Origin of the sequence: Streptomyces lydicus (genome assembly GCF_004125265.1) — a bacterium.
In the GTDB taxonomy this organism is placed as follows: Bacteria; Actinomycetota; Actinomycetes; order Streptomycetales; family Streptomycetaceae; genus Streptomyces; species Streptomyces lydicus_C.
Window position 1 is genome coordinate 5490719 of sequence record NZ_RDTE01000003.1, and the last position, 14524, is coordinate 5505242.

The 14524-nt window shown below is 70.8% G+C and carries 10 protein-coding genes, 1 tRNA gene and 1 riboswitch; of the genes, 9 read left to right on the plus strand and 2 right to left on the minus strand.

Going from position 1 to position 14524, the window contains the following annotated elements; genetic code table 11:
* The first annotated feature begins 1 nt into the window (after nt 1).
* Nucleotides 2-172, plus strand: a riboswitch (cyclic di-AMP (ydaO/yuaA leader).
* 7 nt (nt 173-179) lie between these two features.
* The 7 genes from D9V36_RS26715 to D9V36_RS26745 all read left to right on the plus strand — a co-directional run bounded on the left by D9V36_RS26715 (nt 180) and on the right by D9V36_RS26745 (nt 8180).
* Nucleotides 180-851, plus strand: coding sequence for a transglycosylase family protein (locus tag D9V36_RS26715; protein WP_129295989.1), 672 nt, complete (start codon nt 180-182; stop codon nt 849-851).
* Between the two features lie 391 nt (nt 852-1242).
* Complete coding sequence (gene eno, locus D9V36_RS26720; RefSeq protein ID WP_129295990.1) at nt 1243-2529, plus strand: phosphopyruvate hydratase; 1287 nt, start codon at nt 1243-1245, stop codon at nt 2527-2529.
* 156 nt (nt 2530-2685) lie between these two features.
* Nucleotides 2686-3138, plus strand: a complete 453-nt coding sequence (locus tag D9V36_RS26725) for an FtsB family cell division protein (RefSeq protein WP_129295991.1) — start codon at nt 2686-2688, stop codon at nt 3136-3138.
* A gap of 99 nt (nt 3139-3237) precedes the next feature.
* Nucleotides 3238-3816 carry a DUF501 domain-containing protein gene (locus tag D9V36_RS26730; RefSeq protein ID WP_129295992.1) on the plus strand — a complete coding sequence of 193 codons (579 nt, stop codon included), beginning with the start codon at nt 3238-3240 and terminating at the stop codon, nt 3814-3816.
* Entirely contained in the window at nt 3813-4808 is a 996-nt protein-coding gene (locus tag D9V36_RS26735; RefSeq protein ID WP_129295993.1) for a Ppx/GppA phosphatase family protein, read from the plus strand. The genes D9V36_RS26730 and D9V36_RS26735 overlap by 4 nt, the downstream gene beginning before the upstream one ends.
* A gap of 452 nt (nt 4809-5260) precedes the next feature.
* Nucleotides 5261-6649, plus strand: coding sequence for an NAD(P)/FAD-dependent oxidoreductase (locus D9V36_RS26740; RefSeq protein WP_129295994.1), 1389 nt, complete (start codon nt 5261-5263; stop codon nt 6647-6649).
* 199 nt (nt 6650-6848) lie between these two features.
* The gene (locus D9V36_RS26745; RefSeq protein ID WP_129295995.1) at nt 6849-8180 is read left to right on the plus strand and encodes an SAM-dependent methyltransferase; all 1332 of its coding nucleotides are present in this window, start codon (nt 6849-6851) and stop codon (nt 8178-8180) included.
* 65 nt (nt 8181-8245) lie between these two features.
* Here the strand turns inward: D9V36_RS26745 and D9V36_RS26750 are convergent, their stop codons facing one another.
* The gene (locus D9V36_RS26750; RefSeq protein WP_129295996.1) at nt 8246-10807 is read right to left on the minus strand and encodes an ABC transporter permease; all 2562 of its coding nucleotides are present in this window, start codon (nt 10805-10807) and stop codon (nt 8246-8248) included.
* Between the two features lie 67 nt (nt 10808-10874).
* On the minus strand, nt 10875-11657 hold the full coding sequence (locus D9V36_RS26755) for an ABC transporter ATP-binding protein (RefSeq protein ID WP_129295997.1): 783 nt from the start codon (nt 11655-11657) through the stop codon (nt 10875-10877).
* A 473-nt stretch (nt 11658-12130) separates the two neighbouring features.
* Between D9V36_RS26755 and D9V36_RS26760 the strand changes: the two genes are divergently transcribed.
* Together D9V36_RS26760 and D9V36_RS26765 are read left to right on the plus strand one after the other, a co-directional pair.
* Nucleotides 12131-12212, plus strand: a tRNA-Leu gene (locus D9V36_RS26760).
* A gap of 1056 nt (nt 12213-13268) precedes the next feature.
* Nucleotides 13269-14483, plus strand: a complete 1215-nt coding sequence (locus D9V36_RS26765) for a beta-ketoacyl-[acyl-carrier-protein] synthase family protein (RefSeq protein ID WP_129295998.1) — start codon at nt 13269-13271, stop codon at nt 14481-14483.
* Nucleotides 14484-14524 lie beyond the last annotated feature (41 nt).

Below are 14524 nucleotides of genomic sequence, written 5' to 3' on the forward strand. Positions count from 1 at the left end.
TGACGCGCAAGCGCCGAAGGCAGGAGCGGGGGAACCAAGGTAAGTGCCGGCCCCGCCCGTGAAAGCGGTCAGCCGGCTTGGGGTGAAGCCACGTGCGTCACGCGCACGCGGCCGGGCGATTCTCACAGCCCGAACCCGACAGCTCACCTCGTAGGCGTCGGTGAGGAAACGAACCAACCATGCTGATCATCAAGGGCAAGCACCGCCGTCCGTCCAAGGCCGCCCGCGTCGCCACCCTCGCCGGCATCGCCGGTGCTGCCGTGGCCGTCCCGCTGATGGGCGCCACCTCCGCCTCCGCCGCCTCCGTCTCCACCTGGGACAAGGTCGCCCAGTGCGAGTCCGGCGGCAACTGGTCGATCAACACCGGTAACGGCTACTACGGTGGCCTGCAGTTCTCCAACTCCAGCTGGGCCGCCGCCGGTGGCACCAAGTACGCCCCGCGCGCCGACCTGGCCAGCAAGTCCCAGCAGATAGCCGCCGCCGAGAAGCTCCTCGCCATCCAGGGCCCGGGCGCCTGGTCCTGCGCCGGCGCCGGCAACCTGACCTCCGGCGGCCCCGCGGCCAACGTCGACACCTCCGGCTCCGCGCAGACCAAGTCCGCGCCCCAGCAGGACCAGGGCTCCGCCAAGGCCGAGACGAAGAAGGCCCCGGCCGCCCCCGAGCAGCACGCCTCCCGCTCGACCGAGCGCAAGTCCATGGGCCACGGCAACTACACCGTCAAGGCGGGCGACACCCTCGCCAAGATCGCCAAGGCGCACGGCACCGACTGGAAGTCCGTCTACAAGGCCAACAAGTCGGTCATCGGCGGCAACCCGAACCTGATCTTCCCGGGTCAGAAGCTCAACGTCTGAGTCCCCTCCCACCGGGATCAGGCGGGCCCGAGCGGCGAGCCCCCTCCCCGTGTGGGACGACTGTGAGACCGCTGCCCGTGCGAGATCACTTCCTCTGTGAGACCGCCCCGCCCGGCGCGCCCTTCCCCCGGCGCGTCGTGGCGGGGCTTCTCTCTTCTCTCATCCGGCGCCGTGACCGGGCCGCCGCGGCCGAGCCGGCCGCGCGCCGGTGACCGGCGACGTTCCAGGTTTTTCCCCGTTCCGCGAACAATGCCCTTGAATGCCCCGCGAACTTGGCCTTTGAGAAGTATTCCGGGCCGTTCCGTCCCATGGAGCGGGCCAAGGGCGGGTGGACGCACCCGGGGCCGTTAGGCTCGTGCGCAGAACGCCAGACACCCACGAAGGAGACAACGTGCCGTCGATCGACGTCGTCGTAGCCCGCGAAATTCTCGACTCGCGAGGTAATCCCACGGTCGAGGTCGAGGTCGGCCTCGACGACGGCAGCACCGGCCGTGCCGCCGTGCCGTCCGGCGCCTCCACCGGCGCCTTCGAGGCCATCGAGCTTCGTGACGGCGACCCGAACCGCTACCTGGGCAAGGGCGTGGAGAAGGCCGTCCTGGCCGTCATCGAGCAGATCGGCCCGGAGCTCGTCGGCTACGACGCGACCGAGCAGCGCCTGATCGACCAGGCCATGTTCGACCTGGACGCCACCGACAACAAGGGCTCGCTCGGCGCCAACGCCATCCTCGGCGTCTCCCTCGCCGTCGCGCACGCCGCCTCCGAGGCCAGCGACCTCCCGCTGTTCCGCTACCTCGGCGGCCCCAACGCGCACGTTCTGCCCGTCCCGATGATGAACATCCTGAACGGCGGCTCGCACGCCGACTCCAACGTGGACATCCAGGAGTTCATGATCGCCCCGATCGGCGCGGAGTCCTTCTCCGAGGCGCTGCGCTGGGGCGCCGAGGTCTACCACACCCTCAAGAAGGTCCTGAAGGAGCGCGGGCTGTCCACCGGCCTCGGCGACGAGGGCGGCTTCGCCCCGAACCTGGGCTCCAACCGCGAGGCCCTGGACCTCATCCTGGAGGCCATCAAGCAGGCCGGTTACGCCCCCGGCCAGGACATCGCGCTCGCGCTGGACGTCGCCGCCTCCGAGTTCTACAAGGACGGCAAGTACCAGTTCGAGGGCAAGGACCGCTCGGCCGCCGAGATGACCGAGTACTACGAGGAGCTGGTCGCGGCCTACCCGCTGGTCTCCATCGAGGACCCGCTGTTCGAGGACGACTGGGCCGGCTGGAAGGTCATCACCGACAAGCTCGGCGCCAAGGTCCAGCTGGTCGGCGACGACCTGTTCGTCACCAACCCCGAGCGCCTGGCCCGCGGCATCGAGGAGGGCTCCGCCAACGCGCTGCTGGTGAAGGTCAACCAGATCGGCTCGCTGACCGAGACCCTGGACGCCGTCGAGCTGGCCCAGCGCAACGGCTTCAAGTGCATGATGTCGCACCGCTCCGGCGAGACCGAGGACGTCACCATCGCCGACCTCGCCGTCGCCACCAACTGCGGCCAGATCAAGACCGGCGCCCCGGCCCGCTCCGAGCGCGTCGCCAAGTACAACCAGCTGCTGCGCATCGAGGAGATCCTCGACGACGCCGCGGTCTACGCCGGCCGCTCCGCCTTCCCGCGGTTCCGCCAGGGCAGCTGATCGCAGACGGCCCGCTGCCCGCCCGACCGGGGCAGAGGGCCGATCGGGCGAGGCAACCGCCCGGCACCCCGTACGTCCCCGGCGACGGTCCCGTACCGTTGCCGGGGACGTGCCTGCTTGAAGCAGCCAGGCGTCCGTCAGTGAAGGGGAGGCGACGTGCCCGCGGACCGGTTCTCGACCGCGACCCGACTCAAGGCGCTCGGCGAGCAGGCCGCCGCCCGCGTCTACCGCGCCCGCCCGCCCCGCCGCAACCGCCTCACCGGCCGCGCCGCCCTGCTGGCGCTGGTGATGTGCTCCCTGGTGGTCGCCCTCGCGTACCCGATGAGGCAGTACGTCTCCCAGCGCTCCGACATCGCCGACCAGCGCCGCAAGGCCCAGGACGCGGGCGCCGCCCTCGACCGGCTGCGCGAGCAGAAGGCCCGCTGGCAGGACCCCGACTTCGTACGCCAGCAGGCCCGCCGGCATCTGCACTACGTCATGCCGGGCGAGACCGGCTATATCGTCCAGGACGGCTCCGCCACCGGCTCCGCGCCGAAGGGGCCGCAGGCGGCACAGCGCCCCTGGTACGAGAATCTGTGGGACACCGTCGACGCGGCCGACAAGCGGTAGCCCCCGGCTGCCCGTACCGCCGCCGGGCGGCAGCCCGTAGTGTCGGGGCCGGACGGCCGCCCCGCCGCCACCTCACCACTCACCTCACCGAAAGCGCACATGGACACCCCCCCGCCCCAGACCGAGCCCACCGAGCCCACCGACGCGGACATCGCCGCCTTCCGGGAACAGCTCGGCCGCCCGCCGCGCGGCCTGCGCGCCATCGCGCACCGCTGCCCCTGCGGGCAGCCGGATGTCGTCGAGACGGCGCCGCGCCTGGAGGACGGCACGCCCTTCCCCACGCTCTACTACCTCACCTGCCCGCGCGCGGCCTCCGCGATCGGCACGCTGGAGGCCAACGGCGTGATGAAGGAGATGACCGAGCGGCTGGCGGCCGACCCGGAGCTCGCCGCCGCCTACCGGGCCGCCCATGAGGACTACATCCGCCGGCGGGACGCCATCGAGGTGCTGCAGGGCTTCCCCAGCGCGGGCGGTATGCCGGACCGGGTCAAGTGCCTGCACGTCCTCGTCGGCCATTCGCTGGCCGCCGGGCCGGGCGTCAACCCGCTCGGCGACGAGGCGCTGGCGATGCTGCCGGAGTGGTGGAAGAAGGGGCCCTGCGTGACCCCCTGCCAGGACACCTCCGGCGGCCCGGACGCCCCCGGAGTACAGGACGCCCCCGAAGGAGACGCCACGTGAAGCGGGTCGCCGCCGTCGACTGCGGTACGAACTCCATCCGGCTGCTGGTCGCGGACGCCGACCCGGCGACGGGTGAGCTGAAGGACCTCGACCGCCGGATGCAGATCGTCCGGCTGGGCCAGGGCGTGGACCGCACCGGGCGGCTGGCGCCCGAGGCGCTGGAGCGCACCTTCGCGGCCTGCCGGGAGTACGCCGCGGTGATCAAGGATCTGGGCGCCGAGCAGGTCCGCTTCGTGGCCACCTCCGCCTCCCGGGACGCGGAGAACCGCGAGGACTTCGTCCGCGGCGTGGTGGACATCCTGGGCGTGGAGCCCGAGGTGATCACCGGCGACCAGGAGGCGGAGTTCTCGTTCAACGGCGCCACCAAGGAGCTCCTCGGAATGGGGGCTGCAGGCGCGGAGCGACTTCCGGGGAAGGGCGGTGGCGGGCGACGGGTGGGCGTGGCCCGGCCCTTCCTGGTCGTCGACATCGGCGGCGGCTCGACCGAGTTCGTCCTCGGCGACGAGTCGGTACGCGCCGCGCGCTCGGTCGACGTCGGGTGCGTCCGGATGACCGAGCGGCATCTGGTGCACGAGGGCGGGATCAGCGACCCGCCGTCCCCGGGGCAGATCAGCGCCATCAAGGCCGACATCGCCACGGCGCTGGACCGGGCCGAGGAGACCGTCCCGCTGGGCGAGGCCGCCACCCTCGTGGGCCTGGCCGGCTCGGTGACCACGGTCGCCGCGATCGCGCTGGGCCTCGACCGGTACGAGTCCGAGGCCATCCACCACTCCCGTATCCCGCTGGCGAAGGTCCGCGAGATCACCGAGCGGCTGCTGTCCTCCACCCATGCCGAGCGGGCGGCCATCCCGGTCATGCACCCGGGCCGGGTCGACGTGATCGGCGCCGGCGCGCTCGTACTGCTGTCGATCATGGAGCGGACGGGGGCCGAGGAGGTCGTCGTCAGCGAGCACGACATCCTCGACGGCATCGCCTGGAGCCTGGCGGGCTGACGGCGCACGCCACTCGGCACAGGCCGGCAACGGCCTGTGCCGAATGGCTTTTTGAGCGGGTGGTGTGCCCGTCCGAGCGCCCTTCAGGGGGCTTCGGGAGGCTCCGCGGAAGGGCCGGCGAAGAAAGTTCGTGAAATCCTTCACATGAAAAAACCGCTCCTTGGACGAACAATCTGATCGTCCGACCCGCATTCGAAGGTTCCAGGGCCTTGTGACCCCGAAAATGTGCGGCGGCCGGTGCGCGGGCGGCGCGTCGGCGGAGCCGGTGGTCCACCCGCCCGGCGGACGACAATCCCTGATCAACAGGGGTCTCCAACGCCTCGCGTAACACGGTGGTTCCGCTGTGGACTATGGCGTCGGTCACGAAGGCGGCGGAGTGTAGCAGATGCCCCTTGCTTGCTTGTGAAGGGGCTCACGAGCGACCCCCCATGTGGGGGTGGATACTCGATTGCATGAGCACCACGGAGCGTCCCAGGATCCTCGTTGTAGGCGGTGGGTACGTAGGCCTGTACGCGGCACGTCGCATCCTCAAGCAGATGCGGTACGGCGAGGCGACCGTCACGGTCGTCGACCCGCGCTCGTACATGACGTACCAGCCCTTCCTCCCCGAAGCTGCAGCCGGCAGCATCTCCCCCCGCCACGTCGTGGTGCCGCTGCGACGCGTGCTGCCCAAGGCGGAGGTTCTCACCGGCCGGGTCACCACCATCGACCAGGACCGCAAGGTCGCCACGATCGCCCCGCTGGTCGGCGAGGCGTACGAGCTGCCCTTCGACTACCTGGTCATCGCGATGGGCGCGGTCTCCCGCACCTTCCCGATCCCCGGCCTGGCCGAGAACGGCATCGGCATGAAGGGCGTGGAAGAGGCCATCGGCCTGCGCAACCACGTGCTGGAGCAGCTGGACAAGGCCGACTCCACGACCGACGAGGACGTCCGCCGCAAGGCGCTGACCTTCGTCTTCGTGGGCGGTGGCTTCGCGGGTGCGGAGACCGTCGGTGAGGTCGAGGACATGGCCCGCGACGCCGCCAAGTACTACAGCAACGTGAAGCGCGAGGACATGCGCTTCCTGCTGGTCGACGTCGCCGACAAGATCCTCCCCGAGGTCGGCCCCAAGCTCGGTGCCTACGGCAAGGAGCACCTCGAGGGCCGCGGTGTCGAGGTCTACCTCAAGACCGGCATGGACTCCTGCGTCGACGGTCACGTGAAGCTCAACAACGGCCTCGAGGTCGACTCCAACACGATCGTGTGGACCGCGGGCGTCAAGCCCAACCCGGCGCTGGCCCGCTTCGGTCTGCCGCTTGGCCCGCGCGGCCACGTCGACACCGCCGCCACCCTCCAGGTGCAGGGCACCGACTACATCTGGGCCGCCGGCGACAACGCCCAGGTCCCTGACATGGTCGGCCGCAAGAACGGCAACGAGAACGCCTGGTGCCCGCCGAACGCGCAGCACGCGCTGCGGCAGGCCAAGGTCCTCGGCGACAACGTGCTCTCCGGTATGCGGGGCTTCCCGCAGAAGGAGTACAGCCACGCCAACAAGGGTGCGGTCGCCGGTCTCGGCCTGCACAAGGGCGTCGCGATGATCGTCATGGGCAAGATGAAGATCAAGCTCAAGGGCCGTCTCGCCTGGTACATGCACCGCGCGTACCACGGCATGGCGATGCCGACGTTCAACCGCAAGATCCGGGTCTTCGCGGACTGGACGCTGGCCATGTTCCTCAAGCGCGAGGTCGTCTCGCTCGGCGCCATGGAGAACCCCCGCGAGGAGTTCTACGAGGCGGCCAAGCCGGCCCCCGCTCCGGCCGCCGCGGCCGACGCCGACAAGGCGAAGGCCAAGGCTTCCTGAATTCCCGGTCGGGTACTCCGACCAGCCCGAAGGGCGTCCGCCATCCGTGGGGCGGGCGCCCTTTGGCGTGTCCGCTCTGGCGAAAACCGGGCGGTGTGCGGTTCTCTTGCGTGTGAACGGGACTATCCGGGCGCCCCATTGGCGTTTACGTGGTGGGTGAAACTTCTTTGCCCGACTCGTCAACACGGAGGTGTGCGACATGGCCGACGCCGCTGGACGGCTCACCAAGCTCGCCGAGGAGGTGCTGGGAGTCCCGCTCCCGGTGCGTATCCGCGCCTGGGACCGCAGCGAGTCGGGCCCGCCGGGGGCACCCACTCTCGTCATCCGCCATCGCCGGGCGCTGCGCCGGCTGCTGTTCAAACCGGGCGAGTTGGGCCTGGCCCGCGCCTGGGTGGCCGGCGACCTCGACATCGAGGGCGATCTCTACGAAGCGCTCGACCGGCTCGCCGGGCTGATCTGGGAGCGCGGCGACGCCCCCGCTCCGCACCGGGCCCGTGTGCTGCGCGCCCTGGCCCGCCCGGAGTTCCGCGCCGCCGCCCGGGAACTGCTGACCCTGGCCGGCGTCCCCGTTCCCCCGGCGCCGCCCGCGGAGGAGGTCAGACGCCGCCGCGGGCCGCTGCACACCCTGCGGCGCGACAAGGAAGCCATCAGCCACCACTACGACGTCGGCAACGACTTCTACGCCCTGGTGCTCGGGCCGTCCATGGTCTACTCCTGCGCCTACTGGGGGACCGCCGAGGACGGTGTCGCCACCCTGGAGGACGCCCAGCGCGGCAAGCTGGACCTGATCTGCCGCAAGCTCGGCCTGGAAGAGGACCTGCGGCTGCTGGACGTCGGCTGCGGCTGGGGCTCGATGGTGCTGCACGCGGCCCGCGAGTACGGCGTACGGGCGGTCGGCATCACCCTCTCCGAGGAGCAGGCCACCTTCGCCCGTAAGCGCATCGCCGAGGCCGGGCTGGCCGACCGGGTCGAGATCCGGGTGCAGGACTACCGCGAGATCCACGACGAGCCGTTCGACGCGATCTCCTCGGTCGGCATGGCCGAGCACGTCGGCCGCACCCAGTACGCGGAGTACGCCGACGCCCTGTATGCGCTGCTCAAGCCCGGCGGGCGGCTGCTCAACCACCAGATCGCCCGGCGGCCGGTCGCGGACGAGGAGGCGTACCACGTCGACGAGTTCATCGACCGCTATGTGTTCCCCGACGGTGAACTGGCACCGCTCGGCCGGACCGTCGGCCAGCTGGAGGAGGCCGGATTCGAGGTGCGGGACGTGGAGGCGATCCGGGAGCACTACGCCCTGACGCTGCGGAGCTGGGTCGCCAACCTGGAGGAGCACTGGGACGAGGCGGCGCGGCTCACCTCCGTGGGCCGGGCCCGGGTGTGGCGGCTGTACATGGCCGCGTCCGCGCTGTCCTTCGAGCGCAACCGGATAGGAGTCAACCAGGTGCTGGCCGTCCGTACGCCGGAGTCCGGGACCTCGGACCTGCCGTTGCGGGCGCGTGAGTGGCGCACCGGCACCCACCGCGGCTGAACGCCGCCCGCCCGCCCGCTGCCGCGAAGGAGCGGGCGGGCGGGCAACGGGACCGCGCCGGGGCGCTATTCGGCCTTGATGGCGGCGAGCATGTTCAGCCGCGCCGCCCGGAACGCCGGCCACAGGGCGGCCAGCACGCCGACGAGCCCGGCCAGGCCGAGGAAGATGCCCATCCGGGCCCACGGCAGCACCAGTTCGTAGGTGGGCAGGTGGGCACTGATCAGCTGACCGACCGCCCAGCCCATGAACACGCCGAGTCCGATGCCGAGGACCCCGCCGAACAGCGAGATGACCAGCGACTCCAGCCGCACCATCCGCTTGATGCCGCGCCGGTCCAGGCCGATCGCCCGCAGCATGCCGATCTCCTGTGAGCGCTCGAAGACCGACATCGCCAGGGTGTTGACGACCCCGAGCACCGCGACGATCACGGCCATGGCCAGCAGGCCGTAGAGCATGTTCAGCAGCAGGGTGAACACCGAGGCGATGCCGTTCGAGACGTCCTTCTTGTCCGCGACGGTGACCGCGGGGTTCTTGCCGAGCGCCTTGACCAGGTCGTTCTTGTGCGCGTCGGTGGCGCCGCCGGTCATCTTCACCAGGAGCCGGCTGTCGCCGATGTCCTTCTGGTGCGGAGCCAGGGTGCGGTTGTCCAGGTAGACGCCGCTGAGCATCTGGTTGCCCCGGTAGACGCCGCCGACCGTCAGCGTGGACGTCTTCCCGTCCGGGAACGTCACGGGGAGGTGCGAGCCGGCCCGCCAGCCGTTGCGGGCGGCGGTGTTCTCGTCCACCAGGACCCGGTCGCCGCGCAGGGTGCCGAGCGACCCCTCGCTGAAGTCGGGCCGGACGAGCGAGCCGAACTGCGTGCCGTCCACACCGGTCAGCCGGGTCGGATACCGGGCGGCGTCGCCGGTGCCGATCGTCGCCATGCTCTCGCGCAGCGGGGTGACGGCGGTGACGCCGGGCGCCTCGCGGACCTGCTTCTCCGTGGTGGTGGGCAGTTGCGTGTGGCCCTCCATGGAGATGGTGTAGTCGGCCTTCAGCGCATCGACGGCCAGCTTGTCGATGGCCTGCTGGGTACCGCCCGCGATCACCGTCATACCGGTGATCAGGGTCAGCCCGATCATCAGCGCGGAGGCGGTGGTGGCGGTACGGCGCGGGTTGCGCAGCGCGTTCTGCCGGGCGAGGCGGCCGGAGGTGCCGAAGGCACGCAGGACGGGGGTGGCCAGCGCGATCAGCGGGCGGGACAGCAGCGGCGTCAGGATGAACACGCCGACCAGCAGCAGCATCCCGCCGCCGCCCAGCATGATCTTGCTGGTGTCGTCGCCGTCGTAGGCGGAGGTGGCGGCGATGACCGAGGCCGTACCGGCGCCCGCGACGAGCGCACCGAGGACGTTGCGGACCACCAGCGACTTGGTGGTGGCGACGGCGTGCACGCTGTTCATCGCGGCGACCGGCGGGACCTTCGCGCCGCGCCGGGCGGGCAGATAGGCGGCCAGCACCGTGATGACGATGCCGATGCCCAGGGCGGCGACGACCGCGGCGGGCGAGACCACCAGCGGCCCCTCGGGGAACTTGGTGACGAGGCCGTTCAGCACCTCCCGCAGCAGTGCGGCGAGGCCGATCCCGGCCACCAGGCCCGAGACACCGGCGATCGCACCGACGAAGAAGGCCTCGATCAGCACCGAGCGGGTGACCTGGCGCCGGCTCGCACCGACCGCCCGCAGCAGCGCCAGCTCCTTGGTGCGCTGGGCGACCAGCATGGTGAAGGTGTTGGCGATGAGGAAGATGCCGACGAAGAGCGCGATGGCGGCGAAGGCCAGCAGCGCGGTCCTCATGCCTTCCATCTTCTGGCTGATCGCCTTGGCCTCGGAGTCGGCGAGCTCCTTGCCGGTGGCGGTGGTGGCGCTGTGCCGGGGCAGCGCCTTGTCGATCGCCTGTTGCAGTGTGGCCTGGGACGTCCCGGGCGCGGCCCGGACGTCGATCTCGGTGTACCCGCCGGACAGTTGGAACAGCTTCTGCGCGGTCCGGGTGTCGAACAGGGCCAGCGAGCCGCCGGCCGCGACCCGGCCGTCGTCGGTGGTGAAGATGCCGGTCAGCTTCTGCTGCCGGACCGGTCCGCCGGCGGATATCCGGACGGTGTCGCCGACGTGGTAGCCGCCCTTCGCCGCGGTGCCCGCGTCCAGCGCGAACTGGTCCGCGCCGGTGGGGGCCGTGCCCTGCTTCAGCGGATAGCGGGCGTCCTTGCCGTCCTTGCCGGGGAAGTAGTTGCTGCCGCGGCTGTTGTCGCCGGACGCGATCAGCTTGCCGTCCTTGTCGCCGATCCCGGCGAAGCCGTCGGCGGTGCCGGTGACGGCGGCGGCGCCGGGGAGCCGGGACAGGGTGCCGAGCGCCTTCCCGTCGAGGTGGGGGTCCTGGGCAGCGGTGGCGCCGGGCCCGTCGGGCGACGCCGGCAGCACGGCGACGTCGACGTTGTCGAAGCTCTTCTGGGAGCTGGTGCGGAAGGCGTCGGAGATGGTCGAGGTGAAGACCAGGGTGCCGGAGACGAAGGCCACGCCGAGCATCACGGCGAGGACGGTCATCAGCAGCCGGGCCTTGTGCGCAAGCACATTGCGCAAGGCGGTTCGGAACATGAGGGTCAGTCCTGAGGAGAGGTCCGGAGTTCTGGCGGCGGTTGCCGGTCAGGTCGTACGACGCCGGTCAGGTCGTACGACGCCGGTTGTCGAAGCCCTTCATGCGTTCCAGCACCGTGTCGGCGGTCGGGCCGGCGAGGTCGTCGACGATCCGGCCGTCGGCGAGGAAGACCACGCGGTCCGCGTAGGAGGCGGCGACCGGGTCGTGGGTCACCATCACCACGGTCTGGCCCAGTTCGCGCACGGAGTTGCGCAGAAAGCCGAGGACCTCGGAGCCGGAGCGCGAGTCGAGGTTTCCGGTCGGCTCGTCGGCGAAGATGATCTCGGGCCGGGAGGCCAGCGCACGGGCGACCGCGACGCGCTGCTGCTGGCCGCCGGAGAGCTGGGCCGGCCGGTGCTTGAGGCGGCCGGACAGGCCGACGGTCTCCACGACGCGGTCCAGCCAGGCGCGATCGGGCTTCCGGCCCGCTATGTCCATGGGCAGGGTGATGTTCTCCAGGGCGTTCAGGGTCGGCAGCAGGTTGAACGCCTGGAAGATGAAGCCGATCTTGTCGCGCCGGAGCTGGGTGAGCTTCTTGTCCTTCAGCCCGGTCAGTTCGGTGTCGCCGATCCTGGCGGAGCCGCCGGAGATCGCGTCCAGCCCGGCCATGCAGTGCATCAGGGTCGACTTGCCGGACCCGGAGGGGCCCATGATCGCGGTGAACTCGGCCTGCCGGAATTCGACGGAGACCGCGTCCAGGGCGACCACCTGGGTCTCGCCCTGTCCGTAGACCTTGCTGAGGTCCGTGGCGCGGGCGGCCGCCACGGTGGCGCGGGGGGCGGTGGCGACGCCGCTGTGGGTGGTGGTCACGGGAAGGGGCTCCTGTCGGGACGATGGACCTCGGATCCGCGACGGCCGTGAGGCCGGCTGCCGCGGACGGAAGCGGACCTTTCCATCGTGGGGCAGGGCGGGGGGCTCGGACGTCAACCCCTGTGCCCGTCCTGGGCCACACCTGGGAGGTAGCCGGGGAGCGCGTGTCATCCCTGGGGAGGAGCGGAACCCTGACGGGCGCTCCTGCGGCCGGAGCGGCCGGAGGGCCGGTGCCGCGGCGGTGCGGGGGCTCGGAGAGGGCGTCGAGTTTCCGTCAATTCGGACAAGAAATTGCGTTGCGGGGTGTCCTGGCGAAGGCGGGCCTCAGGCATGTGCCCAAGGCCTGTACCCGGCACTGATGCTCCCTCAGTTGCCAATAAAATAAGACAACCTCGGGAAGAGCGGCCGGTCTGTGTCGTGCGCTGCGGGCTACGCTCGTGCTGCCTCTTTGAGGTGGCATGGGGGGAGCCCAGGCCCGGATGGTGGAATGCAGACACGGCGAGCTTAAACCTCGCTGGCCTACGGGCCGTGCCGGTTCAAGTCCGGCTCCGGGCACTGCTCAACGGCAGCCTTGAGACCTTGAACAAACAACCATATAGATCCGAGGCCCCTGCCGCTCACCGGAACACGCCGGGAACGCAGGAACTTTGACGGTGTGGACGCCGAGAGTCACGCGCGGAAAACCGTGCCGGAAATATCCCTGGTTACCAAGTGAAGTGCCGCCATGGCGGTATCGGGCAAACGCCTCTGTGGCCCGCCTGTTCGTACCCTGCCCGTACCGCGTCCCTGCCGTGTTCCGTGCGGACCGGGCCGCCCCTGGAACTGTTGAGAAGCCGTCAACTCGACTGGCCGGCGGTGGTCTTCGGGAACGCGGGCCGGCCATGCCGGGCGGGGCCCGCTGAAGGGGCGACCCATGGACGGGACGGCCTCTCCGCCTTCGTGGCGCGGGTGTTCGCCGCCTGCGGGGCGCCGGGGAACGGACTCACGACGCATACCCAAGGTAACTTGAATATTGGATTTTCCTGCCGCCGGTGCGTGCGGATACCCGGCGCAGCGCACTTCCTCTCCGGCGCCGTCCGGCCGGCTTGCCCGCTCCGATCCGGAAAGCGTCATGCCACTTCTGTTGCCCGGATCCGCTTTCGCCTTCTGCGCGCCGGGGCGTGCACGGCGAACGTGCCGGATGCCGAAGCGATCGCCGGGCTTTCGGAAGTTTTGCGGAGTGAAAGAAAAGGCGCCGTATCGCCTTCGGATGCGAGGCGATGAGAGGGCGGCTACGGGTGAGGGCGGGGGTCCCGCCGCGGCGTTCGAGGGCGGCGGTGGATCCGAAAAGGGCGTGCGGATCGGATCCGGACCGAGCGGGCGTACGCCGGTTGCGACCGGGCCGGAATGGGCGAGCGGAATGGATGCGCGGAATGGGCGGGTGGGGCGAGCGAGCTGATCACGGTGGTTTTGCCCGGCGCTGTGCGCGTGCGCGTTGTTGTGGAAGAGTCACAAATCGCCGTCGCTGAAATCGGTCTGCTCGGCCCCTGTTTGGCGAGCGTATCGCTGAGATGATCTTTACGGGCCCGTCATGGGCTTTGTGCGGTTTCTATGAGATCAGAGGAGACGGAGATGACCGAGAACCGTCAGGTGCTGGTGACCGGTGTCGGAGCGATGACTCCGGTCGGCGCCGATGCGTCCTCGTCCTGGTCGGGGCTGCTGGCGGGGGAGTCCGGGGTGCGCGCGCTGGACGAGGAGTGGGCCACGGATCTCCCGGTGAGCGTCGCGGCCCCGCTCACCGAGGATCCGGCCGCCGCGCTGCCGCGTACCCAGGCCCGGAAGCTGGACCGCAGCGAGCAGTTGGCGATACGCGTCTCGCGCGAGGCCTGGCAGGACGCCGGTGCGCCGGGGGTCGAGCCAGAACGGCTGGCCGTGGTCATCGGCACCGGCACCGGCGGTGTGCTCACCACGCTCGGCCAGGACGACCTCTTCGAGAAGTCCGGGGCGCGCCGGCTCTCGCCGTTCGCGGTTCCGATGCTCATGCCCAACGGACCGGCCGCCTGGGTGAGCATGGAACTGGGCGCCAAGGGCGGGGCCAGGACGCCCGTCAGCGCCTGTGCGTCCGGTGCCGAGGCGCTGGCGATGGGCCTCGACCTGCTCCGCGCCGGGCGGGTGGACGTGGTGGTCGCGGGTGGCGTGGGGGCCTGTCTGCACCCGTTCACCCTCGCCGCCTTCGCCCAGATGAAGGCGCTCTCCACACAGTCGGCGGACCCGGAGTCGGTGTCCCGCCCGTTCGATGTGGCCCGCAGCGGCTTCGTCATGGGCGAGGGCGCGGGAATCATGGTCCTGGAGCGCGCCGGGTTCGCCCGGGCCCGCGGCGCCACGGCGTACGGCACGCTGGCCGGCAGCGCCGTGAGCTCCAGCGCGAACCACATCACGGCCTCCGACGCGGCGGGCCAGGTCCACGCCATCGAACTGGCCCTGCGCGATGCCGACCTGGCCCCGGGGGACATCGGCCATGTGCACGCCCATGCCACGTCCACCGAGTCCGGCGACCTGGCCGAGGCCGAGGCGATCGGCCGCGCGGTGGGCACCCATGCCTCCGTCACCGCCACGAAGTCCATGACCGGCCACATGCTGGGGGCCTCCGGCGCGGTGGGCGCGCTGGCGGCGCTGCTGGCGCTCAGGGACGGCGTGGCCCCCGCCGTCCGCAACCTCGACACCCTCGACCCGCGGATCGACCTGGACGTGGTGCGGGGCGAGAACCGTACCGGCCGCTGGAACGCCGCCCTGGCCAACTCCTTCGGCTTCGGCGGCCACAACGTGAGCCTGGTCTTCACCACGTGACCTACGGGGAGGGGCCGCCACGGATCACGTGGCGGCCCCTC